General features: G+C 72.9%; 21 protein-coding genes. 5 read left to right on the top strand and 16 right to left on the bottom strand.

The genetic code is table 11. From position 1 onward, the window contains the following. Window positions 1-4: 4 nt before the first annotated feature. From J8N05_RS36655 to epsC, 5 genes are all read right to left on the bottom strand, one after another. Window positions 5-841, bottom strand: a complete 837-nt coding sequence (locus J8N05_RS36655) for a cupin domain-containing protein (RefSeq protein WP_210890870.1) — start codon at window positions 839-841, stop codon at window positions 5-7. A 518-nt stretch (window positions 842-1359) separates the two neighbouring features. Next, a complete protein-coding gene (locus tag J8N05_RS36650; RefSeq protein ID WP_210890868.1) occupies window positions 1360-2388 on the bottom strand; it encodes a DMT family transporter in 1029 nt (342 codons plus the stop codon). A gap of 72 nt (window positions 2389-2460) precedes the next feature. Further along, entirely contained in the window at window positions 2461-2928 is a 468-nt protein-coding gene (locus tag J8N05_RS36645) for a cupin domain-containing protein (RefSeq protein ID WP_210890866.1), read from the bottom strand. Then, window positions 2925-3902 (bottom strand): PLP-dependent cysteine synthase family protein, encoded by a 978-nt coding sequence (locus J8N05_RS36640; RefSeq protein ID WP_210890863.1) that lies wholly within the window; start codon window positions 3900-3902, stop codon window positions 2925-2927. The genes J8N05_RS36645 and J8N05_RS36640 overlap by 4 nt, the downstream gene beginning before the upstream one ends. Window positions 3903-4074: 172 nt before the next feature. Next, window positions 4075-4656 (bottom strand): serine O-acetyltransferase EpsC, encoded by a 582-nt coding sequence (gene epsC / locus J8N05_RS36635; RefSeq protein WP_383950388.1) that lies wholly within the window; start codon window positions 4654-4656, stop codon window positions 4075-4077. Window positions 4657-5262: 606 nt separating this feature from the next. Between epsC and J8N05_RS36630 the strand changes: the two genes are divergently transcribed. Both J8N05_RS36630 and J8N05_RS36625 read left to right on the top strand, forming a co-directional pair. Beyond that, window positions 5263-6501 carry an ATP-grasp domain-containing protein gene (locus J8N05_RS36630; protein ID WP_210890861.1) on the top strand — a complete coding sequence of 413 codons (1239 nt, stop codon included), beginning with the start codon at window positions 5263-5265 and terminating at the stop codon, window positions 6499-6501. A 241-nt stretch (window positions 6502-6742) separates the two neighbouring features. Continuing rightward, on the top strand, window positions 6743-7279 hold the full coding sequence (locus J8N05_RS36625) for a hypothetical protein (RefSeq protein WP_210890859.1): 537 nt from the start codon (window positions 6743-6745) through the stop codon (window positions 7277-7279). Between the two features lie 122 nt (window positions 7280-7401). On the opposite strand, the gene J8N05_RS36620 is transcribed toward J8N05_RS36625, so the two are convergent. The 6 genes from J8N05_RS36620 to J8N05_RS36595 form a co-directional block, all read right to left on the bottom strand. Beyond that, window positions 7402-10434 (bottom strand): AfsR/SARP family transcriptional regulator, encoded by a 3033-nt coding sequence (locus J8N05_RS36620; RefSeq protein WP_210890857.1) that lies wholly within the window; start codon window positions 10432-10434, stop codon window positions 7402-7404. Window positions 10435-11049: 615 nt separating this feature from the next. Further along, entirely contained in the window at window positions 11050-11301 is a 252-nt protein-coding gene (locus J8N05_RS36615; protein WP_210890856.1) for a tautomerase family protein, read from the bottom strand. Between the two features lie 10 nt (window positions 11302-11311). Continuing rightward, on the bottom strand, window positions 11312-11806 hold the full coding sequence (locus J8N05_RS36610) for a cupin domain-containing protein (protein ID WP_210890854.1): 495 nt from the start codon (window positions 11804-11806) through the stop codon (window positions 11312-11314). An 11-nt stretch (window positions 11807-11817) separates the two neighbouring features. Further along, the gene (locus J8N05_RS36605; RefSeq protein ID WP_210890851.1) at window positions 11818-13299 is read right to left on the bottom strand and encodes an MFS transporter; all 1482 of its coding nucleotides are present in this window, start codon (window positions 13297-13299) and stop codon (window positions 11818-11820) included. Further along, entirely contained in the window at window positions 13296-14048 is a 753-nt protein-coding gene (locus tag J8N05_RS36600) for an HAD family hydrolase (RefSeq protein ID WP_210890849.1), read from the bottom strand. The genes J8N05_RS36605 and J8N05_RS36600 overlap by 4 nt, the downstream gene beginning before the upstream one ends. Then, on the bottom strand, window positions 14045-14986 hold the full coding sequence (locus J8N05_RS36595; RefSeq protein WP_210890847.1) for a pseudouridine-5'-phosphate glycosidase: 942 nt from the start codon (window positions 14984-14986) through the stop codon (window positions 14045-14047). The genes J8N05_RS36600 and J8N05_RS36595 overlap by 4 nt, the downstream gene beginning before the upstream one ends. Window positions 14987-15174: 188 nt before the next feature. On the opposite strand from J8N05_RS36595, the gene J8N05_RS36590 reads away from it, so the two are divergent. Further along, the gene (locus tag J8N05_RS36590) at window positions 15175-16689 is read left to right on the top strand and encodes a hypothetical protein (RefSeq protein WP_210890845.1); all 1515 of its coding nucleotides are present in this window, start codon (window positions 15175-15177) and stop codon (window positions 16687-16689) included. 39 nt (window positions 16690-16728) lie between these two features. Here the strand turns inward: J8N05_RS36590 and J8N05_RS36585 are convergent, their stop codons facing one another. After that, window positions 16729-17505: a hypothetical protein gene (locus tag J8N05_RS36585; protein ID WP_210890843.1), complete on the bottom strand. Its 777-nt coding sequence runs from the start codon at window positions 17503-17505 to the stop codon at window positions 16729-16731. 384 nt (window positions 17506-17889) lie between these two features. On the opposite strand from J8N05_RS36585, the gene J8N05_RS36580 reads away from it, so the two are divergent. Both J8N05_RS36580 and J8N05_RS36575 read left to right on the top strand, forming a co-directional pair. Next, complete coding sequence (locus J8N05_RS36580) at window positions 17890-18726, top strand: alpha/beta fold hydrolase (RefSeq protein WP_210890841.1); 837 nt, start codon at window positions 17890-17892, stop codon at window positions 18724-18726. Between the two features lie 22 nt (window positions 18727-18748). After that, the gene (locus J8N05_RS36575) at window positions 18749-19282 is read left to right on the top strand and encodes a TetR/AcrR family transcriptional regulator (protein ID WP_210894054.1); all 534 of its coding nucleotides are present in this window, start codon (window positions 18749-18751) and stop codon (window positions 19280-19282) included. Between the two features lie 61 nt (window positions 19283-19343). On the opposite strand, the gene nhaA is transcribed toward J8N05_RS36575, so the two are convergent. From nhaA to J8N05_RS36555, 4 genes are all read right to left on the bottom strand, one after another. After that, a complete protein-coding gene (gene nhaA / locus J8N05_RS36570) occupies window positions 19344-21245 on the bottom strand; it encodes a Na+/H+ antiporter NhaA (protein ID WP_407699996.1) in 1902 nt (633 codons plus the stop codon). Between the two features lie 57 nt (window positions 21246-21302). Further along, a complete protein-coding gene (locus tag J8N05_RS36565; RefSeq protein ID WP_210890839.1) occupies window positions 21303-22613 on the bottom strand; it encodes an SGNH/GDSL hydrolase family protein in 1311 nt (436 codons plus the stop codon). Between the two features lie 191 nt (window positions 22614-22804). Beyond that, window positions 22805-23593: an SAM-dependent methyltransferase gene (locus J8N05_RS36560; RefSeq protein ID WP_210890837.1), complete on the bottom strand. Its 789-nt coding sequence runs from the start codon at window positions 23591-23593 to the stop codon at window positions 22805-22807. A gap of 66 nt (window positions 23594-23659) precedes the next feature. Then, window positions 23660-24343, bottom strand: a complete 684-nt coding sequence (locus J8N05_RS36555) for a phosphatase PAP2 family protein (RefSeq protein ID WP_210890835.1) — start codon at window positions 24341-24343, stop codon at window positions 23660-23662. Window positions 24344-24361 lie beyond the last annotated feature (18 nt).

The following is a 24361-nucleotide window of genomic DNA, read 5'->3' as shown; positions in this document are numbered from 1 at the left end:
GCGTTCACCTGACCTGTGAGGAGTAGCCGGCGGCGGAGTAGAGCGCCGGGTCGAAGGGGCTGGGCCCGCCGCAGGTCACGAAGCGGCGGGCGGTGGGACCTGTGTGCGGGTTGCGGGCGCCGTGCAGCACTCCGGGCGAGGCGTACAGGACGTCACCCGCGCTCACGTCGATCCAGCGGTCGCGCAGATACATCTGGCCGACGCCCTCGAAGGCGATGAACGCCTCGTCGCTGTCGGGGTGGAGATGGACGTTGAAGGTCTCGCCGGGCTGCTGGATGCCGCAGTGCAGACACAGCCGGCTGCTGCCGTTGCCGGGCCAGAAGACGAAGTTCATGGTGGCGCGGCGCTCTGCCGCGTCGACCTGTCCGGTGCCGCCGAAGCCGCGCAGCTGGGTGGTCTCGTCCCACAGGGAGGAGTGCAGGACCGGCTCGCTCCCGACGGGGGCGTCCGCGAGCGGGGTCCGCCACACGTAGGCGGTCAGACCCCTGTCGTCCGCGGTGAGGGTGAGGGCGCGGCCGGTGGGGGCGTAGGCGGCGGATCCGCGCTCGACGGGTGCGGTGAGATCGCCGACGGCCGCGGTGCCCGTCCCCGAGAAGACCACGACGGTGTTCTCCTCGGCCGTGCTGCGCTCGGGGGAGTACGACTCGCCGGCGGCTATCCGCACGACGTGGAGGGTGACATGGGTGGCGCCCGCGGCCGGGCTGACGGGGGTGGCGACCGTGGTGCGGGCGCCGGATTCGGCGCCGGCGACGGGGCGGAAATCGAACTCGGCCGCGGTGATGATGCGGGCGTCACCGAGGGCGGTGGCCGGAGTGGGTGCGGGTGCGGTGGATGGGGGCATTCCGGTGGCTGCTTCCTGTGTACGAAGGCCGGTGCGGTGGCGTCGGCCCGCTGGTGCGGTGGGGGAATCGGAGGTGGGACGGGAGAGATGAGAGGGACGAGAGACACGGGAGAGGTGAGTGGGTGGGGCCACAGAGTCCGGAGGGGCTGCTGTGGCTCCTTTTCTCTTCCTCCTGCAGGTTCGCGCGGCGGGTTCCCGGTCGTGTCCCGCGTCGCTCCCGGCGCACGGAGCGGGCGCGGGAACCGGGGGGTGCGCCCCGTAAGGGGCGCGGGGAACGGCGCGATCGTTTGCCTTGAGGGGTGTGGGGAACGGCGCGGCTCGCCCCACGAACCCGGGCGCCGGCCCTCGGGGTGGGGACACGCGGGCAGCGGGCAGCGGGCAGCTGGCATCGAGCAGCCGGCCACACGCGAACGCCGCACGGCGCGCCCCTGAGCAGGGGGCGCGCCGTGCGGCGTGCTGCTGTGCGGAGTTGCCTGGAGAGGCCGCAAACGGGTCCGGGCGGGCCCGAACAGGTCCGGTCAGCAGGCCTCTTGGGCGACCGCGGGCTGGGCCCGGTCGGTGCGGTCGGCCCGGTCGACCTGGTCGGTCGGCCGGGTCGGCTCGGCCGGGTCGGGAACGGGCGGGACCGGAGCGGCGGCGGCCGGCGGCTCGGCCGTGCGCCGTGAAGCGGGCAGCGGCAGCCGCCCCTCCGCGAGAGCCAGCGCCGCGATGACCACCGCGCCGCCCACCGGCACGTTCCAGGTGACGGACTCGCCGAGGGCCGCCGCGCCGACGATCACGGAGAACACCGGGACCAGGTAGTTGACGCCGGAGGCCGTGGTCGGTCCCGCGTCCGCGATGAGCCGGTTCATCAGGACGAAGGCGATACCGGTGGAGGCGCCGCCGAGGACCAGGAGGGACAGCAGCGGGCCGGCCGTCAGCTCGCCCGGCAGGTCCCAGCCGATGCTAAAGGTGGTGATCAGACCGGTGATGACCATCGCGGAGGTGAGCTGCGCGGCGGTCACGGCGAGCGCCGGGATCTTGTACGGGGAGACGAACCGGCGGAGGTAGACGAAGCTGATCGCGTAACTGACCGCCGCCCCGACACAGGCGAGTTGGCCGCCGATGGACCCGAATCCGTCGGTGCGCCACGGTCCGACCACGACGACCAGCCCGACGAAGCCGATCACGAGACCGGTCACCTTGCGGGCCGTGGGCTTCTCCGTGCGGATGGCCGCGGCGGCGAGACCGAGCGTGACCAGCGGTGTGGCGCCCTGGATGACACCCGCGATGGTCGCGGTGGTGTGCTGCTCGCCGACGGCGAAGAGGGTGAACGGCACGACGTTGCCGAACACCGAGGCGACGGCGATGTGTCCCCAGACCGCGCGGTCGGGGAAGGAGCCCTTGGTCACGGCGAGGATCAGGCCGACGACGAGGGCGCCCACGAGCAGCCGCCCGAAGGCGAGTTGGAGCGGGGCGAAGGCGTCCAGCGACACCTTGATGAAGGCGAAGCTGCACCCCCACAGGGCGGCGAGCAGGCCGAAGCGGGCCCAGTTGACGGGATGCATGTGATGACTCCTGAGAGTTGTCGAACGGACGGGGGAACGCGTGAGTACGGGTGACGGCAGTGCGCGTGACGGTCAGGGCTCGTCGATCTCGAACTGGTCGTACTTCTCCATGAGCGCGACCATCTCGGCCCGCGACGGGGTGTTCCCGTCGGCCAACAGCTCCGCCAGGCCGGTGAAGTAGGCCTCGCGGTTCTCCGCCGGGGTGAAGATGATCAGCATCTCCGCCGGTGCGTCGCTGTCGTTGCGGAAGCCGTGCACGGCGTGCTCGGGCACGTGGAGGAAGTCGCCGGCATGGGCCTTGTGCCAGCCCGTGCCGTCATGGACGGTGACCTCTCCCGAGATCACGTAGAACGACTCGGAGATCCGGGTGTGGTAGTGCGGGGCCGCTCCGGCGGCGCCCGGCAGCATGTGGTGGTGGAAGAGGCCGAGGCGGCCGTCGGTGGTCTCGGCGAGCGCGATGTACCGGGTGGTGGTGGTCTCCCCGATACGGACCTTGACGGCGTCGCCGAACCTCTTCAGGGTCGAGACCAGCAGCGTCATGACGGGTCCTCCCACATGCTCAGGTACCGCTCGCCGGTGTCCGGCAGCACGGTGACGACGGTCTTGTCCCGGTACTCGGGGCGGGCGGCCACCGACTGCGCGGCGTGCACGGCGGCGCCGGAGGAGACACCGACGAACAGGCCCTGCCCGGCGGCGAGCCGGCGGGCGGTGTGCAGCGCGTCGGCGTCGCTGACGGCGATCACCTCGTCGATCAGGGAGACGTCGGTCGTCGGGGCGATGAAACCGCCGTTGAGGCCGGGGATGCGGTGCCGTCCGGCCTGTCCGCCCGACAGCAGCGGGGACCCCTGCGGCTCGACCGCGACGATCCGTACCGCGGAGTCGTACTCCCGCAGATGACGGGCGATCCCGGTGAGGGTTCCGCCGGTGCCCACCGCGCAGACGAGCGTGTCGACGCGGCGGCCGGTCGCCGTGAGCGCGGCGGTGATCTCGGGGCCGGTGGTGGCGTAGTGGGCCTCGACGTTGTCCGTGTTCTCGTGCTGGCAGGGGAACCAGGAGCCCGGGGTGAACGCGTGGATCTCCTCGGCCTTCTCGATCGCTCCGGGGTAGCCCCGGTCGGCGGGGGTCTGGACGACCTCGGCGCCCAGCGCCGCCAGCAGCCGCACGCGCTCGGTCGTCGCGTTGTCGGGCAGCACGATGACGCAGCGGTAACCGCGGGCCGCGGCCAGGGCGGCGAGCGAGATACCGGTGTTGCCCGAGGTGGCCTCGACGATCGTGCCGCCCGGCGCCAGATCGCCGCGCGCCTCGGCCGCCCTGAGCATGTACAGGGCCGCCCGGTCCTTGCTGCTGGACATCGGGTTGGCGGCCTCCAGCTTGGCCAGTATCTCGGCGCCGGGCGCCAGTCCTTCGAGCCTCAGCCGGACCAGCGGGGTGGCGCCCACCAGGTCGTCGATGCCGTCGGCGACGGCGGGCCGGACCAGGGAGGGTTGGGAGGTGTGCGGTGCGAGGGTGCGCATGGTGTGATTCCTTGTCAGATCTGGGCCTGCGGGCGGAAAGAGTGGGAACACCGGGCTGCGGGCGGGGAGACCGGAGGGAGGCGGACCGGTGGCGCGGAAGGCGTACGAGTCGGAGCCGGGAGACGCGGGGCCGGGAGGTCCGGAGCCGAGCGGCCCGGCGGCGGGGGAGCGGCTACCAGGAACCGGCCGAGGCGATGCTCGCGATGGTGTCCTCGGCCGGACGGCCCGGCGTGCGCCCGGAAGCGGTCGCGGCCAGCATCCGCATCCCCTCCGGCACGTCCTTGTTGACCAGGGCCTGCGCGCCGATGATCGCGTCGTCGCCGACGGTCACCGGGCCGAGCACGGTCGCGTTGGTGCCGAGGATGACGTTGCGGCCCACGACCGGATGCCGGCGGTCGCCCTGCGGCCTGTTGTTGTCGCTCCACCAGCCGACCGCGCCGAGCGTCACCTGGTGGTAGATCGTCACGTCGTCGCCGATCGTGCACGTCTCGCCGATGACCACCGCGGCTCCGTGGTCGATGAACACCCGGCGGCCCAGTACCGCCCCGGGATGGATCTCGACCGCGGTCAGCCGGCGGGCCCAGCGGGCCAGCAGACGTGCCGTCATCCGGTGTCCGCCCGTGTGCAGCCGGTGGGCGATCCGGTGCGTCCACAGAGCGGTCAGCGCGGGGTGCAGCGCGGCTTCGAGACGGCCGCGGACGGAGGGGTCGCGCTCGACGACGACGCGCAGGTCCTCCCGCATCACCCGCGCCAGACGCAGCGGACCGGTACCGGGGAGGGAGGGCGGCGTGGCCGTCGGCCCGGCGGCCCCGGTACCGGCCGCCTCGGTCCGCCGGAAGGGCAGGACAGCGGCGGGCTCCTTGTCGGTTGGCTCCTTGTCGGTGGCGCTCATGGGGGCTCCAGTCGGTGAGGAAGGGGCGGCCGTGGACGGGTCCGGGGCGGTGTGCGGGGGCACGTTCCGCTCCCGGTGAGGAGGGGGGAGCCCGACGGCCGCGGCGGTGGTCGAGGTCCCGAGAAGACCGTGCCGCACCCCGTTCCCGCTCTCTTCCCGCCCCGTTCCCCCCCCCGCCCACCGGTGCGCGGGAGCCGCTCGGCGGCCCGGCCGGGAACGTACGGGGAGGGATCCGGGAACGGCCGGAGGGACACTCCCGTCGAGCGCCACTCCGCGCGGAAACGCGTGGGCACGACCGGAACAGTCGGTCCGGCGCCCTCACGCATCAAGGAAGCATCCACACATGTACGAACATTCAGCCGACCGGCCATCAGTTGCCCGGCCGCCAGTTGTCCGGGTCACCCGGGACACGGGCGAGCGCGACAGCCGCCGGATCCCGCCCGCCGTCGAGGAGACGAGGAGCCAGCCATGAGCGCGACGGCCGACCGCTACCGAGAGCCTCACCCCCCGGACAGCGCTCCGCAGCGCCTGCTGCTGCTCTGTCCTTCGACCCGCCTCGTCCGCGAGGCCGTCGCGGCGGGTTTCGCCGTACGGGTGCTCGCGGACGCCTCCCTCCCACCGGGATCCCCGGAGCCCGCGAAGTGCCCCCGTACCGCGGACCGCCCGGACGACGGCATTCCCCCCGGGACACCGGTGGACCTCGTCGACCTCACGGACGAGACCGCGCTGGCCGCGGCGATCGACACCTCGGTCCGGGTCCACGGGACGCAACGGCTGCTCGCCTTCGCCGGCACGGCAGCCCTGCCCGCGGTCGCGAGGACCGCGGCCCGGCTCGGGGTGACCCCCAACCCGGTCGACGCGGCCCGGCTGCTGGGCGAACCCGCGGCCATGAGGGCCCTGCTCAACGGCAGCAGGCATTCGTACGTGCCCGCCGCACAGGCCCGTACGGCCCAGGAACTGCCCGCCGCGGTGGAGGAGATCGGCGCGCCGGTCACCGTACGCACGCTGCCGTCCTCCGCGCGGACCGCGGCCTGTGGCAGCGAGTCGGCGGGTGAGCGTTCCTATCTCGTGGAGCGGTATCTGGAGGGCCCGGAGTACGGCGTCGTGACGCTCACCGTCGACGGTATGCACCGGGTCGTCGGCGTCGTGGCCCTGCACGGCGCCTGGCATCCGAGCAGCCACCTCTTCCCGGCACCCCTGGGGGAACGGGACGAGGCGGAGGCCCGCGCGATCGCGACCGAGCTGCTCGACCTCGCCGGGTACGAGTTCGGCTACGCCTACACCGTGGTCGTCCTCACCGCCGACGGCCCACGCGTGGTGCGTTCCCGGGCGGACTACCCGGACGAGCCGCTCGCCTCGCTGATAGAGCTCGCGGCGGGCTTCTGCGCCGAAGCGGAACTCGTCCAGGCGCTGGCCGGGAAACCCGTGAACGTGCCGACGGCCGACCGGTACGCCGCCGTCGCGTCCTACCGGCTGCCCGTGGGGCGGCTGCTGTCGGTGTCGGGCCTCGAATCGGTCTCCGAGCTGCCCGGTGTGCACCGGGTCCACTTCCCGTACGCGTCCGGGGACGACATCCCCGGCCAGGGCGGCGGCGCGGACGGCTATGTGCTGCTGAGCGCGGAGTCCACGCAGGAGGCCGCTCGGACGGTCACCGAGGCGGGACGGCTGCTCCGCGCGGAGGTGAGCCGGCGCCCCGACCACCTCTGAGGTCCGGTACGCCGCTGTCGTACACCCCTGTCGTACGCCTTGGCCGTACGCCGCCCGCACGGCCCGAAGCAGGCCGTGCGGGCGGTCGTCGTGGGCGTGCGCGGGCCCCGCCGAAGGGGTTCCCGGGTGCTTCCCCGCCGCACCCGACGGGCCGGTAACGGACCCGGAACGGGCCGGGAGCGCCCGGCGCGACCTTTCTTTCTGTCAGCACCGCAGATCGCGACGACAGAAGGCGGACAACATGATTCTCAAGGGCTTCGGAACCTCGGCCGGTCTCTTCGCCTCCGCGGCGGTCACCCTCGCTCTCGCAGCCGGTGTCGCCGCCGGGACGGCCGCCGCGAGCCCCACCTCGGACGAGGGCCCGAACTTCGTCCCCGGCTTCTCCCTCGCCCTGGACACCGCCGCGGACCGCGGCCCGGCCCGCACACTCGCCTCCGACGAGGGCCCGAACGTCATCGGGACCGGCGCCGAGGGCGACGAGGGTCCCAACGTCGTGACGGCCGGTGTGGAGGGTGACGAGGGTCCGAACGTCGTCACGGTCGGCGCCGAGGGCGATGAGGGCCCCAACGTCGTCACGGCGGGCGTCGAGGGTGACGAGGGTCCGAACGTCGTGACGGCTGGTGTGGAGGGCGATGAAGGTCCGAACGTCGTCGCGGCTGGTGTGGAGGGTGACGAGGGTCCGAACGTCATCACGGCCGGCGCCGAGGGTGACGAGGGCCCCAACGTCGTCACCGACGGTGTGAACGGTGACGAGGGCCCCAACTTCTACGCCGCCTGAACCGCTTGGGACCCGCCCCCGGACGTCGCGTCCGCCCCGCCCGCTGAACCTCGCCCCACATGCCGATGCCCGCCGTGACGAACGGCGGGCATCGGCATGTCGTGCTTCACACGGCCGGCGTGTCAGTCCGCCCGGCGGAAACGGCCCGGGATCCCCATCGCACGGAACGCCTCCTCGGCGGCGGCCCCCCGCTCGGCCGCCCCCTCGGCGTCACCGAGCGCCGCCAGGGCCCGGGCGATGCCGTCCAGGGCGTAGGCCTCCTCCACCCGGTGGCCCAGCCGGGCCGCGGACGCGTGGGCCTGCCGGTGCAGACCCAGCGCCCGCTCGTCGTCGCCGTCCCGGTGGAAGAACCGTCCCGCGGTGTTCCACACGGTGACCTCCCGCACGGGCGCGTCCTCCAGACCCTTGATGGCGAGCGCCTCCTCCACCCAGGGCAGCACCTGCTGCCGCCGCCCGAGCCGGCCCTCCGCCTCCGCGGACAGGACGAGCTGCAGCGCCCGGTCCGCCGGAGCCAGCGCACCGGCGGCACGCTCGCGGGCCGCCGCCAGCGTGCGGGCGGCCGTCGCCACCTCACCCATGGCCAGCTGGACCTGCGCGAGATCGCTCAGTCCCACGAGTTCCTTCTCCGACGCGCCCAGTTTGCGGGCGAGTTCGATGGACCGGGTCGCCGCGCTCACCGCCTCCTCGAAGCAGCCGCGTTCCATGTAGACGCCGCTGACGTTCGACAGGGACTCCGACTCGGCCCGCTCGGCGCCCAGTTCGCGCTTGAGGGCGATCGACTGCTCCAGCCGGGGCAGCGCCTCGTCGAAGCGGCCGGTGGTGGCGAGCAGCAGGCCCAGTACGCCGGTGTCCTTGGCCTGGCCGCGCCGGTCGCCCAGTTCCACCGCCAGTTCATGCGCCTCGACGGCCGCCGCTATGCCGTCCTCGAACCTGCCGCGCTTCCAGCAGGCGACCGCCAGATTGGACAGGCTCAACCGCAGGAGGTCGGACTCGTTCAGCCGGCGGGCCGCGGCGAGCGCGGTGCGGCACAGGGCGAGGAAGTCGTCGAGCCTGCCCCGCAGATCGAGGTGGAAGACGACGTTCGCCGCGAGCAGGGCGACCTCGCGGTCCAGGCCCCGGCGGAAGGCCAGGGCGATCGCCGCGAGCAGACTGTCCTGCTCGCGCTCGAACCAGTCGCGGGCGGCCTCCGGCGTGGACAGCGGGGCCAGTTCGGGCTGGAACGAGGGCGTCGGGCGGACCATCCGCACCCGCCCGGGGAAGAGCAGGTCGCAGGCGGCGTCCGAGGCGGTGAGCGAGAACTCCAGCAGACGCCGGACCGCGCCCGCGGCCTCCTCCGAGAACTCGCCGGTGCCACCGGAACTCCGCGTGTGCGACAGCATGAGGGCGAAGCTGCGCACCAGGTCGTGGAACGCGTAGCGGCCCGGCTCGTGCTGCTGGACGAGGTGCATGTCGAGCAGGTACTCCAGGACGTCCTCGGCGTCCCTGACCCCCAGGTCGAGCAGGGCCGCCGCCGTGTAGACGTCCAGATCGGCGCCCGGGTACTGGCCGAGGAGCCGGAAGGACTTGCGGTAGTCGGCGCCCAGTCCCTCGTACGACAGCCGCAGGGTGACCTCCACGCTGCGTTCGCCGGCGCTGAGTTCGGCGAGGCGGTGGGTGTCGTCGCGGAGCCGGTCCACGAGGTAGCGCACGGTCCAGCGGGGTCGTTTGCGCAGTCGCGCGGCGGCGATGCGCAGGGCGAGCGGGAGGTGTCCGGCGAGGTCGGCGAGGTCGGCGACGGCCGTGGGTTCGGCCTCCGCACGGCGCTCCCCGATGATGCCGACGATCAGGGCGACGCTGTCCGGCGGCGCCATCGTGCCCAGGGAGACCGAGTGCGCCGCGTCGAGGTCGACGAGCAGGGCACGGCTGGTGATCAGGACCACCGTGCCGGTCGGCGAGGCGAGGAGCGGCTTCACCTGAGCCTCGTCGACTACGTTGTCAAGCAACAGGATCATGCGGTGTTTGGTCATGGTGGAGCGCCACAGGTTGATCCGGCCCTGCGGGTCGTCGGGGATGCGTTCGCCGGGGATGCCGAGCATGCGCAGCAGGGCCTCGGCCGCGGCGGGCGGGGCGAGGGGTTCCTCGCCCGGGGTGTAGCCGCGCAGGTCGAGATGGAGCTGGGCGTCGGGGTACTGCTCGGTGAGACGGTGGGCGGCGCGCACCGCGAGGGAGGTCTTGCCGCTGCCTCCCATGCCGTCGATGGCGATGATCAGCGGGCCGGAGCCGGTCGCTCCCTCCACGAAGCCGAGCAGCTTGTGCAGTTCCTCCTCGCGGCCGGTGAAGTCCCGCAGGTCGTAGGGCAGGGTGGAGCGGCTGCCGGTCACCGCCGGGGCCGCGGTCGGCGAGGGCGAGGCGGCGACGGTCAGGGAGGGTTCGTTGCGCAGGATGGCCTGGTGCAGCTCGCGCAGGGCGTCGCCCGGCTGGATGCCCAGTTCCTCGTCGAGCAGGGCGCGGATGTTCCCGTACTCCTCCAGTGCCTCGGCCTGGCGGCCCGAGCGGTACAGGGCGAGCATGAGCTGGCCGCGGAGGGTCTCGCGCAGCGGGTTGCCACCGATCGCCTCGCGGATCCCGGCGACCAGCTCGGCGCCCTCCCCGGCCTCCAGTCTGAGGTCGAAGAGCTGCTCCACCGCGGTCATGCGGCGTTCCTCCAGCGAGGCGGAAGCGGCGTCGACGACCGCTCCGCCGTTGCCGGAGAGCACCGGGCCGCGCCACAGGGCGACGGCCTCACGCAGCAGTGCCGTCGCCTCCACGGCGAGGCCGGCGGCGACGTGGTCGCGGGCCCGCCGCAGGGCGTCGGTGAACTGCAGCAGGTCCAGTTGCTCGGGCGTGACGGCGGCGCGGTAGCCGGGGCCGTCCGTCGCGATGAGGGTGCGTCCGTCGGGGATGCGCTGGCGCAGTTCGGCGACGGCCTTGCGCACCTGGTGGGCCGCGGTGGCGGGGGCGTCCTCGTCCCAGACGGCTTCGACGAGCCGGTGCACCGGCAGCACGCGCTGGGGTTCGAGGAGCAGCGTCACCAGGACGCGTTCGCTGACGGGCCCGCCGACGTGGACGCGCTCGTCACCGTCCCAACATTCCAGAGACCCGAGGATGCGAAAGCGTACGGGCGGTGTTTGGCGCATGGCGCGTGCCCTCTCCTCGGTCCGGGGGCGGCCGCCGCCCCGCTGCTCGTCTGCGGGAAGGAGCTCGCGGTGGGACCGCAGAGCGCTTCCCGTTCCTCGATGTTCCGCAGGGAACCGCGTCGGGCGGCCATCACTGTCGTGTACATCCTGACCCACGATGTGTACCGACCGGTGCGGCTTCATACGTCTCGTGGCCGAGACGCGGGGCGCGCTGGTGGATATCGGACAAGTTTTTGTAGGGGTTTAGGCTTTGCGCAGGTCGCCGACGGGTGAACGGACCGGGTGCAACGGGCGTACCGCAGGCGGGCGTCGACCGCCGGATGTTCGCCGCCGCGAAGGCGCCCTCCCGGGGCCCGGGAACGGCACGACGGGAAGCATCGTTTCTGCACAGGCCGTGTCGCGGAGCGTAGTTCCCGTACGCTTCCCGGCCGGGCCGGAGGTCAGGGGCGCGGCCCCGCCTCGAAGGGGCGCGGGGAACCGCGCGACCGGGCCCCCACCGGCCCGCAGCCGAAGTCCCCCGGGCCCCGGCGGCGTTCAGAGGCGGACGCGCAAACACGCGCGGCCGGTGGCCGACGGCGGAAACCGTCGGCCACCGGCCGTGTGCGTCGGTTTTTGTCAAGGGCGCCTCGACAGTGCGGGTTCGGCCTCCGGGGGCACCGGCGCACGGTCCGCCGGTTCCTCGATCGGCGTGTCGGCGAGGAGGCCTCCACGGCCCCAGTGGTCCTGCTCGACATCGCGTACGAGCACGGTCACGACGTCGCGCGGGCATCCCGCGATCCGGGCCACCGTCGTGGTCAACTCGTCCACGAGATCGGCTCGTTTCTGTCGGTCGTTGCCCTTCCACCAGTCCACGGTCACCACAGGCATGTTTCTCTCCTCATTCGTTGTGTGCGTCGAAGGATGTGCCGGAAGATTTCTCAGGGGTTACGAGGCCCTCGGCCGCCGGGAACTGGTCGAATCTGCGCGCCAGTTCCTCCAGCATCCCGGGGGTCGGTTCGGGCGACGAGTTCAGCAGGTCGCCCAGTTCGCGGAAGTACCTCTCCCGGCCGCCGTCCGGGGTGAACATCACCAGCAGGGTGGCGGGGTCGGCGCCGGGGTTGCCGAACGCGTGGCTGGTGCCGGGCGGCACCATCATGAACGTGCCGGGACCGGCGGTGCGCCGCTCCCCGCCCAGGGTGAGCAGGACGTCGCCGCTCGCCACGTAGAACATCTCGGTCAGTTCGCTGTGGAAGTGCAGTGGAGCTCCGGGTGCGCGGGGCGGGAGCCGGTGTTCGGTGAGGCCGAAGCGGCCGGCCGTGTCGTCCCCGGTGACGAGGAAGGAGACGGGGGTGCCGCCGACGACGGTGGTGGGACCGGCTCCGGGCTCGATCACTCGGGGGAGCGTCACCGCTCGCCCCCGGCATCCGCCCGGACGGCCGCCGTACGGGGCGACAGCGTCCGCAGTGCCACCGCCGCGGCCACCAGGGCGAGGACGGCGGTCAGCGCGTACGCCCGGCCGAACGCCCCGCCGGCGGGCTCGTCACCGAGGACGAGGACCAGTACGGCCAGTCCCATGGCGCCGCCCGTGTACTGCGTCGTCGTCAGGACGGCCGACGCGGTGCCCTGTTCGCTGTCCGGCACGTCCTTGGTGCCCGCGATGTACATCCCCGCGAAGGCCATGCCCTGGCCCAGCCCGCTGACCAGCAGGCCCGGGAGTACGGCGGTCCAGTAGTCGGAGCCGCCCGTCCCGAGGCCGAGCAGGGCGAGGCCCGCCGCGCCGACCGCGAATCCGGTGGCGAGGGTGCGGCGGATGCCCCAGGAACCGGCGAGCTGCCCGGTGACGAGATTGCCCGCCACCACGCTCAGCGCCAGCGGCAGGAAGGCGATACCGGCGCCGAGCGGACCGTAGCCCCACACGTCCTGGAGGAAGAGGGTGATCAGGAAGAACTCGGCGCCGACGCTCGCCATGTAGAGCGCCGACATCGTGCTCGCACCGGCCAGCGAGCGCACCCGCAGCAGGGCCGGCGGGATGAGCGGGGTGGCGGCCGGACGCCGGTCGTACGCCGACCAGGCCGTGCCCAGGGCGACGGCCGCGGCCAGGCAGCCCAGGCAGGACGCGGAGGCCCAGCCGTCGACCGCGGCCTGGGTGAGCGCCGCCACCAGGAAGAGCACCGCGCCGGTGAAGAGAGCGGCGCCGGGGATGTTGAGATGCCGGACCGAGGCCCTGGTCCGCGTGCCGGCCGGCAGGACCCGCAGCGCGAGGACGACGGTGACCGCGATGAGCGGCACGTTCACGAAGAACACCCACCGCCAGGAGAGCGCCGCGGTCAGCACACCGCCGATCAGCACACCGGCCGCGAGCCCCACCGCGCCGATCGCGCCCCAGATCGCGAGCGCCCGGGAACGGACGGGACCCGCCGGGAACGCGGCACCGATCAGGGCCAGCATGGCCGGGGTGAGGGCGGCGGCGCCGATGCCCTGAGCGGCACGGGAGGCGACCAGCAGCCACTGGTCACCCGCCAGTCCGGCCACGAGCGAGCCGAGGCCGAACAGGGCCAGCGCGCCCAGGAAGAGCCGGCGCGGCCCGGTCAGGTCGGCGGCCCGGCCCCCGACCACCAGGAAACTGGCGAAGAAGACGGCGTAGGCCGACACGACCCACTGGAGCCGCTCCGGGGCGAGTCCCAGGCCCGATCCGATGCTGGGCAGCGCCACGTAGATGATCGAGTAGTCGAGTGCCACCAGGAACTGGGCGATGGACAGGGCCAGCAGCGCGGCCACCATACGGCCGGTGAACCGGGTCGAGGCGGGAGGGGGAGTGGGGGAGGCGGGGGAGGGAGAAGGGGCGGAGGCCCCGGTGGAGGTCTCGGGGGTCTGGGCGGTGGTCATGACAGGGCTCCGGTCGGTTCCGGGCTGGTCCCGGTGAGGGCTCGGGGGGTGACGCGGGCGGTGGCTCGGGGCGTGACACGGGCGGCGAGCGGTGTTCCGTCCAGGAGGATGTCGATCACCGCGGGGAAGTCGGCGACGACGTGGTCGGCGCCGGCGGCCCGGAGCGCCTCGGCGGTGTCGACGCCGTAGGAGACGGCCACGGTCCGCAGTTCCGCGGCACGGGCCATCCTCATGTCGGTGACGGTGTCGCCGACGTACCAGGACCGCGCGGCCTGCGCGCCCAGGTCGGCGAGGGCCCGCAGCGCCATGTCGGGGTGGGGCTTGCCGCGTTCGACCATGTTGTGGCAGATGACGGTGTCGAACCGGTTGAGGATGCCGGTGGCGTCCAGCAGCGCGTGGGCACTGGCGTAGATCTTGGAGGTGGCGATGCCGAGCGGGCGCCTCGCCGACCGCAGCCGGTCCAGCCCCTCGGTCACGCCCGGCAGCAGGAGCGCCGGCCCCCGGCTGAGGACGTCCGTGGTGAAGCGGCGGCGGTAGCGGGCGGCGGCCTCGGCGGTCACGGTGTCGTGGACGCATGTGCCCAACAGCCCGGCGAGCGAGGCCTCCAGCGGCTTGCCGACCGTGGCCAGCACGTCCGCGTACGAGGGATCGGCGCCGAGACCGCGCACCACGTCACCGATCAGCTCGGCGATGGCGGACGGGGTGTCGGCGAGAGTGCCGTCGATGTCGAAGACGAACGCGGTGCTCATGCCGCGGCCACCTGCCCGACCGGCTCGGCGGTGGCGGCGTACGCGACCGCGAGGCGCCCGGCGAGCCGGGCGGTACTGATCAGGACCTCGCGGTTGGCGGCGGCGGAACGGCCCTCCGTGGCCCGCGAGACGGCCTTCATCAGGTACGGGGTCGCGGCGGGACCGCGCACCCCGTCGATCTCGGCGGCGCGCAGCGCCTCCTGGATGACCCCTTCCATGAGGTCGCCGTCCAGGGCGTGTTCCTCGTCGATGGGCGCGGTGATCAGGGCGCCGCCGGGCAGCCCGGCCGCCCAGTGCATCCGTACCGCGCGGGCGATGTCGCCCGGGTCGTCGATCCGCTGGGGGACGCGCAGACCGCTGGAACGGCAGTAGAAGGCGGGGAAGTGGTCGAAGCGGTAGCCGATCACCGGCACCCCGAGCGTCTCCAGGTACTCCAGGGTCAGGCCCAGGTCCAGGATGCTCTTCGCGCCGGCACAGACCACGGCCACCTTGCTCCGGGTGAACTGCACGAGGTCGGCGGAGACGTCGAAGCTCTCGCCCGCACCACGGTGGACTCCGCCGATGCCCGCCGTGGAGAAGAACGGGATGCCCGCGAGATCCGCGGCGACGATCGACGAGGCCACCGTGGTGGCGCCCAGGCCGCCACCGGCCAGGACGACACCGACGTCCCGGCTGGACACCTTCGGCACATCGGTACCGACCGCGAAGCGCTCCATGTCGTCGGGGGACATGCCCACGGTGAACCGGCCGCCGTCCAGCCCGACGGTCGCCGGGACGGCACCCGACTCCCGGACCGCCTTCTCGATGGCGAGCGCGGTCTCCACGTTGCCCGGATAGGGCAGCCCATGGGCGATCACCGTCGATTCCAGGGCGACAACGGGCCGGTTCTCGGCCAGCGCGTCACCTACTTCCTCACTTGTACGCAGCAATGGGTGCACGAGGGGTCTCCTGAACGGTTCGTCGTACGGCGATTGAGGGGCGGAGGCGGTGCGTACGACCCGGTCGGCGCGGGAGTGTGCTGCTCTTCCGGGTCACCAGGACTGTCCCGGACCCCGTTCCCGTTCCGTTCCCACCCCGCGGTCGCCCGGCTTCCCGCGTTGTCGGTGCCGGGCGCTTGAATGGCCGCATGAAGAACCTCCACGATGTCGCGCTGCGGCTGCCGGACACCGCCGAAGTCCTCGACCGCTGCGCCTCGTTGGCGGTCCTGCACGCGATCCTCGAACCGGATCCCGCCCGGCGGGGCTGCACACTCACCGCTGCGCGGGAGGGGGCGCACACCGCGCGACTGCGGCACCCGGACGGCAGGTGGCTGAGCGTCGGCTTCTCCGCGACCGGAGCCGGAGCCGGGGCGCTGCTGCACTGGCACCAGGAGCCGGGGCAGGGGCGGCCCGGAGTGCTGGACGACGTCCCTGAGTCGCTGTGGCGGATCCTGGAGGACGTCCCGTGCGCCTGCCTGGACGACCCGCGGCTGATGGCCGCCGCGATCTGGCGGGAGACGGGCGACGACACCTGGCGGGCGACCGACGACTCGGCCCCGGGGACCACTCCGTCCCTGCTCCGCTGTCTGACCGACCGTTCCCCCGAACGCGCGCGCCGGTTCGCGTTCAAGCACTACGGCACACGCGCCGGTCGAGAGGCGGTCCACCACCTGATGGCCCTGCGGACGGATCGCGGGCCGGAACTCGTCACGGATCGCGGGGCGGGCCTCGGCCCGTCGGCCGAGCGGGCGTTCCCGTCGGTCGGGCGTCTGCCGTCGGCGGCCACGCCCCGGCGGAGCCGCGAGCTGTTCCGCCGCCGTGACGCCTCCGGGCTGATCACCACTGCGGCCTTCCGGTACCGGGCCGGCCGCGACCAGCAGCACTTCACCGACCTCCGCGCCGACGTCGACGGCGACATGGTGGCGATCGGCGGCGGCGCGCGGGCCGTCGACTCACCGCAGGGCGCGCTGCTCACCGCCTCGTACCCGGCGGACGACGGTACGGCCTGGCTGGCGTCGTCCAAGGACCACAACGTCCCGCAGCCGCACCGGCTGACCGCCTTCGCGATCGGCATGAGGATCGACGGGGTCGGCCGTGAGCGGCTGGCCGGGGAACTGCTGACCGTCGTCCGGACCCGGAGCGCGCACGCGGCGCACCCCTTCGCCTCCGCCCGGGTCCCGGAGGGCCACACGCTGATCGGCGGAGGTTTCCGCGTCAACTGGCGCGATCCCAGGGGCGGTCACACCGAGGGCAACCTCGCCACCGGCTCCTTCCCGCGCGCAGGAGGCGCCTGGACCGCGCGCTCCAAGGACCACCGGGTCTCCAGCCCGTGCACCATCGACGCGTACGCGGTCTGCCTGAAGTCCTCTTTCGTGATCGACGGCGTCCGGTACACCGTCGACGTCCGCACGGACTTCGCCGAGAGCGACGGCGGCCCGGTGCCGCATCCCTCGGCAGCCGTGTCGCTCCCCGCGACCGGACACGTCCTGACCGGCATCGGCGCCGAGGCGCTCCCCACCGAACCGGGCTCGCTGCTGTGGCAGTTGGAACCCACCGCGGACGGTACGGGCCCGGGTGTCAGGTCAGGAGCGAAGGACCACGGGGAATGGTCCCCGGACACGCTGTGCGCGTGGGTGCTGGGGATTCGCCTGATACAAGGCTGATGGCGGAGTCGACGAGCGGGGCGTCTGCGGGTTGAGCCGTCACTTGCCGAACAGGCCGGTGACGATGTCCCCGATACCGTCGAGGAGACCGCCGGAGGACGTCTCGGTCGGCGAGGGCTCGGCCGAGGTGTCCGGGGCGGTGGAGTCGGCCGGGCTCGGAGCCGTGGTCGCCTCCTGGGCCGGGTCGGGGGACGTCGTGCGGCCGGGCTGCACGGCGACCGCTTCCTCCTCATCGGCGGGCGCCGCCCCGGTGTTGCCCGCCTTCGAGGACGCGCCGGCCGCGGACGGTTCGCCGGCCGAGGCGGTCGAGCCCTTCTCGCCGGACGGCGAACCGCCCATCGCCTCCGGGGCCGTGTCGTTCGACGGCTGCCGGATCGGTGACCCCGCGGCGGTGGACGAGGGGTCGTCGGCGGTCGGTGCGCCGGACTCCGGCCGCTGCGACTCCGGAGCCTCGTCCAGACTCCGGTTCTCGAAGCTGTCGCCGAGCACGCCGGGTATCTGGAGCCAGGGAGCGGTGGAGTTGCCGTCGGCGATCGCGACACCCAGGGTGGCGGCGGAGCACACGCACCCGGCTGCCACGAGCCAGCCCAACCGGCGCATCCGGCCGGCCCGCCTACCGCTGGGATCGACGAATATCGGTGCGACGCCCGCCGAGTCGGACTCCGATGAGGTGGACTCCGGCGCGTCGGATTTCGATGAGTCCGACCCCAACGCGTCCGACCCCAACGCGTCGGACGGGCTTTCCGCGCTGCGGTCGATGACGTCCGTACCGTGCTCCGGGCGTATGTGCCCTTCCCCGCCCGCCTTGCCTGTCATGCAACTGCCCTTTCACCGTGCCGTGGTTCGTGTGGGGGCCGTGTGTCGACGGCCTGCGCAGGTGATCCGTCGCCACGGTGGTGCACGGATTGGTCCAAAGAGGAAAAGTTTTGTCCGAGTCGGTCGCCATGAAGGAGCGGCCACGGATCCGTCCGCGACCGCCGCTCCGGCGAGATCGCCGCACCGGTGGTGCGGGCGGATCCGGAAGGCGAACGCGTTGGGGCTTCCCGCCTCGACGAGGACGTACCGGCCGCTGCTCGGCCTCCGCCGCGATTCACCGCCCCACCCCCATTGACACGTTCGGCTAATGGGATTAGCTTTTAGCTAACAACATTAGCTAAGCGGTCGGCGGCGAGAGCCGGCCCGTGCGAACTGGGAGATGTCATGACCGAGTACCTCGCCGTCGACGGCGGCACGATCGCTTACGAGGTGGCGGGAGACGGCCCGCTGATCGTCCTCGCGCACGGCATGGGCGACAGCCGCGCCGCCTACCGCGCGCTGATCCCGCAGCTGGTGGCGGCGGGCCACCGCGTCGCCGCCGTCGACCTGCGCGGCTGCGGCGAATCCAGTACCGACTGGCCCGCCTGGAGCCGCACCGCGATCGCCGGCGACCTGCTCGCCCTGATCCGCCACCTCGGCGGCCCGGCCGTGCTCGTCGGCCACTCGGTCTCCGGCGGCGCCGCCACCATCGCCGCGGCGCAGGAGCCCTCGCTGGTCACCGCGGTCGTGGAGCTGGCGCCGTTCACCCGCAAGCAGTCGATCAGCCTCGGCGGCCTGCGCCTCAAGCGCTATCGGCAGGGCATGTTCCGGCTGCTCGGCACCGGCGTCTTCGGCAGCGTGGGCCAGTGGCGCGCGTACCTCGACGTGGCCTACCCCGGCACGAAGCCCGCCCACTGGGCCGAGCGGCTCGGCCGTGTCGACTCCCTGATGCGCGAGCCGGGCCGGATGAAGGCCATGCAGGCCATGGGCCGCAGCGCCCCGACCGACGCCGGAGCGCAGCTCGGCAACGTCCGCTGCCCGGTCCTGGTCGTGATGGGCACCCTCGACCCCGACTGGGTCGACCCGCACGCCGAGGGTTCGGCGATCGTCGGTGACCTGCCGGCCGGCCTCGGTCGCCTTGAGATGATCGAGGGCGCCGGACACTACCCCCACGACCAGTTCCCCGACGAGGTGCTCTCGCTCGTGCTCGACTTCCTGCGGACGGACGCCGCCCGTGCCTAGGGCCGGCCTGGACCCGGCAGCCGTGGTCGCGGCCGGGGCGGCCCTCGCCGACGAGGTGGGCTTCGGCCGGCTGACGATGGGCCTGCTGGCCGAGCGGCTCGGCGTGCGCACCCCGTCCCTGTACAAGCACGTGGGCGGCCAGGACGACCTCAACCGGCGTATCGCGGCCCTGGCGATGAGCGAGGCCGCCGACGCCGTCGGGGGCGCGGTCCAGGGGTACGCGGGCCGCGACGCCCTGGGAGCCGCGGCCCGCGCCTTCCGCGCCTTCGTCCTGGAGCATCCCGGCCGGTACGCGGCGACGATCGGCGTGGAACCGGCCGGCCCGGACGACCCGATGGCTCTCGCGAGCCGCCGGCTGCTCGGCGCGTTCACGGTGGTGCTGCGCGGCTACGACATCGCGGAACCCGACGTCGACCACGCCCTGCGGATGCTCCGTAGTCTCTGCCACGGGTTCGCCACACTGCAGTCGGGGGGCGGCTTCCAGTGGAGCGCCGACATCGACGAGAGCTTCGAGTGGCTGATCGCCTTCGCCGACCGGGGCCTGCGCGCGGCCTGAACGCGCGGCGCCGGTTCTACCTCAGTCCCTCAGTCCCTCGGTTTCTCAGTCCCTCAGTTCCTCAGTTCTTCCGGCCCGTCCCGGTGAGCGAGGCCCGTTGCCGGGCGGCGCGCACCGCCGCGGACAGCGCGGCGATGTCGTAGGCGCCGTGGTGACGGCGGCCGTTGACGAAGAACGTGGGCGTGCCCGACACCCCGCTGAGGTCGGCGGACTCCACGTCCGCGGCGACCCTGGCGGCGCCCGTACCGGCCCGGAGGTCGGCGCGGAAGCGATCCGTGTCGAGGCCGATCTCCTCGGCGTAGCGCAGCAGGTCCTTCGGCAGCAGATCCCCTTGATGCCGCATCAGCTGCTCGTGCATCTCCCAGTAGCTGCCCTGCCGGTGGGCGGCCTCGGCGGCCTCCGCCGCGAGCTGCGCACCCGGGTGCACGTCCGGGAGCGGCAGATGCCGCCACACGTACCGCACGTCGCCGAAGTCGGCGAGCAGTTCGCGCACCACCGGCTCGGCCAGCCCGCAGTAGGGGCACTCGAAGTCCCCGTACTCCAGGAGCGTCACGGGCGCGTCCCGGGGGCCGCGTACGTGGTCGCGGTCCATGTCGACGGGTTCGCTGAGGTCGACGATGGTCTGCCCCGTGCCCAGCAGGGCGCGGGCCCGGGACGGCGCGGACAGGGCGCCGGTGACCGCGGTGACCAGCCAGGCGAGGAGGAACGAGCAGAGCACGGCGCCCAGGATGCCGATCTTCGCCTGCTCCAGCCGGTCGCCGTCGAAGGCGAGCGTGGCGATCAGCAGGGACACCGTGAAGCCCACCCCGGCCAGGGTGCCGCCCGCGGAGATGGCGCCCCAGCCGACCGGCGGATGCAGGCGCCCCTTGCTGAGCCGCGTGGTGAGCCAGGTAGCGCCGATGATGCCGACCGGCTTGCCGAGCACATAGCCGAGGAGGATGCCGAGGGTGACCGGTGAGGTGAACGCGCCGGTCAGCTGGTCGGCGCTGAGGGTGATCCCGGCGTTGGCGAGGGCGAACAGCGGCACGATCACATAGCTCGTCCAGGGGTGGAGCATGCGCTGGAGCCGGTCGTTGGGGGAGAGCGTCGAGGCGATCTGGCGCCGTACGGTCCGTTCGAGTTCGGGGGTCGGCTGCTCGCGGAAGCGCCGGAACTGCCGGCTGGCCAGTTCCAGGTCGCCGCGCTCCGCCGGGCGGGCGTACGTCAGCAGTCCCATCGCGAGGCCGGTCACCACCGGGTCCACCCCCGACTTGAGCAGCGCCACCCAGATGGCCACGCCCAGCACCGCGTACAGGGAGGGGACGCGCATGCCGAGGGTGCGGCGCACCAGCAGCACGACCGCGAACAGGCCGAGCGCGGTCAGCAGCGCGGGCCAGGCGATGGCTCCGCTGTACGCGAAGGCGATGACGGCCAGGGCCAGGAAGTCGTCGACGACGGCGACGGTGAGGATGAAGACCCGCAGGCCGCCGGGCAGCCGGTTCCCGAAGACGGCGAGCATGCCCAGCGCGAAGGCCGTGTCCGTGGACATGGCCGCGCCCCAGCCGTGCACGGAGTCCTCGCCCGCGTTGACCGCCAGATAGATCGCGACGGGTACGAGCATGCCGCTGAGCCCGGCGAGCAGCGGCAGGGTGATCCGCCGCCGCTCCCGCAGCTCGCCCATGTCGAACTCGCGGCGCGCCTCCAGACCGACGACGAAGAAGAACAGCGTCATCAGCCCGCTGTTCAGCCACTCGCGCAGTTCGAGGGAGACACCGCCCGAGCCGACGCGGACCGACAACTCGGTCTCCCACAGGGAGTCGTACGAACCGGCGCCGGCGTTGGCCCAGACGAGCGCGGCGAGCGCGCCCGCCAGCAGGAACGCGGCACTGCCGGTCTCCGTCCGCAGGAAGGCGCGCAAGGGGCTGCGGGGGGCGCTGCCGCACAGGGTCTGCAGCGGCGGTGAGGTCTCGGATGGCACGGTCACCCTCTGATTCTGACCCCACCGATGATCCGGCACCCGGCGGGGGCGCGGGCGGTGACGTCAGCGGTGTGCGGTCGACGACAGGAGCATCGGCAGGGAGACGTAGTCGGCGAGCGCCCGCTGGCCCGCGATGTTGGCGTGGATCCCGTCGCCGGTGTCGTAGGCCGGGTCGATGCTGTTGGGCTTCAGCGGGTCCTTGAGGACTTGGTCGAAGTCCGTCACCCCGTCGCACGTGCCGTCGCAGGTGTTCCCCTTCTTGACGTGGGTGCCGACGGCGTGGCGGTCGAGGTTGTTCCGGTCGGTGTAGCCGGGGCGCGGGGTGATCGGTGTGACGTAGACCTTGATCCCGGCGGCCCGCAGCCGCTGGAACACCTCGTCGTAGCTGCGCAGGATCAGCTCGGCGTCGCAGCCGTTGGCGAGGTCGTTCGTGCCGTAGTAGTAGAGGACCCCGGTCACCCCGTGCAGGGCGAGCACGTCCCGCTCCAGCCGGGACACCGCGTCGAGCCCCCGGACACCGGCCGGATTGCGCGGGCAGTCTGCGGAACTGGTCGTGCCCCCGATGCCCGCGTTGGCGATCGCGAGCTGCCGGGTGCGGGGGAGTTCGGCGGTCACGCGGCGGGCGAGATCGTCCGTCCAGCGGTGATCGGTTCCCTCGGGCGTGCAGCCGGGCCCGCAGTCGGTGCTGCCGGTCCCGTCGACCACCGAGCTGCCGTACGCGACGATCGTGCCCCTGAGCTTCGGGTTGTGCACGTCGACGGCGCTGACGAGGTACGTGGAGCCGACGGTCTGCGTGTACGCGGAGCCGCTCGCCTCGGTCGTGTGGTCGCCGGAGCCGGGCGCGGTCAGGTAGTTGGAGCGGAAGGCGCTGGTGTGCCGTCCGGGCGTGACCGTGCCGGACACGGACAGGGAGACCGCGACGTCGTCCTGCGCTTCGGTCCTCAGCGCCGCCGCGTCGCTCCACACCTCGCCGCCGGCCGGTACGACGACCTCGCGCCGCCCGTCGAAGGTGACGGCGAGGACGTCGCCCTCGACGGCCGCGCCCTGGCCGTCGCTGTGCCCGACGGTGGCGGCGTCCACGGTGAGCGGGGTCGTACCGAAGGTGTTCTGGATCCGGACCCGCAGCGCCCCGCCGCCCTGCCCGAGATGGGTGATCATGCGAACGGACTGGTCGCGCAGGGGAGTCGGGGCGAGATCCTGCTGGGACTGCGCCCAGGAGGTGAACCAGGCGCGTCCGGCCGATGCCGTGGCCGCCGCGGGGTCGGCGGTCGCGGTGGCGGCCGTGGTCGCGGAGACCGCCGACCCCGACGCCAGGAGCGTCAGGGTCAGGGCCAATGCGGCGCGGCGCAAGGAGGGCGTACGGAAAGGGGGCATGGGGGTCCCTTCGGTGACGTACGGTCCCGGCGGGCAGGCGCAACCGCCGGGACCACGGCGGCTCGTTCCCGTATGGCCTGCCCGTGGGGTCCCTGCGTCAGACGTGACGCCCGGGGCCAATTACCGCATCAGGTAAGGGAGTTACCGTCTCAACCGGTTCGTACCGACCGCCCGTGCCGAAGGTCCCGCGGTCAGGAGACGCGGGCCACGCCCGTGTAGATGCCGCTGCCCTCGGCCCCCTGCACCTTGCCCGAGGCGTCCCACTCCGTCGCCGTCACCAGGCCGGGCGCCACGAGTTCGAGGCCTTCGAAGAAGCGCTCCACCTCCGCGCGGGTGCGGAAGCCGAGCTGGATGCCGCCCTTGGCGTACTCGGCGGTGACCTGCGCCGCCAGTTCCGGATACAGGTCGGAGGCGGCGTGCGACAGCACCAGATAGCTGCCCGACGGCAGCGTGGCGACCAGGTCGCGCACGATGGAGTGGGCGTCCTGCTCGTCGGGGATGAAGTGCATCAGCGCGATCAGCGACAGCGCGATGGGACGGCTGAAGTCCAGCACGCGCCGGGCGTGTTCGACGATCGCCTCCGGCTGCCGCACATCGGCCTCGATGTAGTCGGTGACTCCGTCGGGACGGCTGACCAGCAGCGCCTCGGCGTGACGCAGCACGATCGGGTCGTTGTCGGTGTAGACGACCTTCGCCGTCGGCACGATGTCCTGGACGATCTGGTGGAGGTTGGGCTCGGTGGGGATGCCCGTGCCGATGTCCAGGAACTGGTCGACGCCCTGGGTGGCCAGCCAGGCGGCCGCCCGGTGCATGAACTGCCGGTTCTGGCGGGCCGCGTCCTTCGCCTCGGGCGGCAGCTTCTCGCCCACCGCCTCGTCGACCGGATAGTTGTCCTTGCCGCCCAGCAGCCAGTCATAGACACGCGCCGGGTGCGCCTTGTCGGTAACGATCTGCGAGAACCGCTGTGGGCCGGTCGACATGACAAGCAACTCCATCGCGCCAATGAACGGGTTGGATCAACTATTCGATCACGCAAGGGGAGTACATCATGTGCTTCGCGCGGGAGGGAAGCAGCGGGCGTACGACACCACCGCCAGGGCCACCGCCGACGCGCCCAGCAGCCAGCCGGCGAGCACGTCCGTCGACCAGTGCACGCCCAGCCAGATCCGGGTGAACCCCACACCGGCGACCGACACCACCGCCACGGCCACCGCGATACGCCACAGGACGCGCCCCGTGCCGTACAGGCGCAGGACCCACAGCAGCAGGCCGCACGCCACCGTGGCCGTCATGGCGTGCCCGGAGGGGAAGGCGGCGAAGTGGGCGGAGTCCACCGGGTCGGGCCAGACGGGGCGGTCGCGGTCGACCGCCGCCTTGATGCCCTGCGAGAGGAGCCCGGCGACCAGGAGGGTGGCCGTCAGCCACAGGGCGAGCCACCACGCGCCGTGGTGCAGCACCAGCCAGAGCACGGTGACGGCGATCAGGGCCCGCATCGTCCACGGGTCCCACACCCAGTCGGTGAGGATGCGGAACGCCTGGGTCAGGTCGGGGTCGTCGACCGCCCAGCGGTGGGTGGTGCGGGCGATGTCGCCGTCGAGGGCCATGAGCGGGTCCCAGGAGGCCGTGACCAGCACGATCAGCAGCACGGTGGGCAGAGCGAGAGCCGTGGCAACGCGCAGGGCGATCCCGGGGCCGGTCGCGTGGGGCGGCGAGTCGACGGGAGAGTGCATACGCCGATCCTCGCCGAC

This window comes from Streptomyces liliiviolaceus (assembly GCF_018070025.1).
GTDB classification, from domain to species: domain Bacteria; phylum Actinomycetota; class Actinomycetes; order Streptomycetales; family Streptomycetaceae; genus Streptomyces; species Streptomyces liliiviolaceus.
Note: the sequence above shows the minus strand (reverse complement) of the source record. Positions and strands in the feature narration are given on the sequence as shown.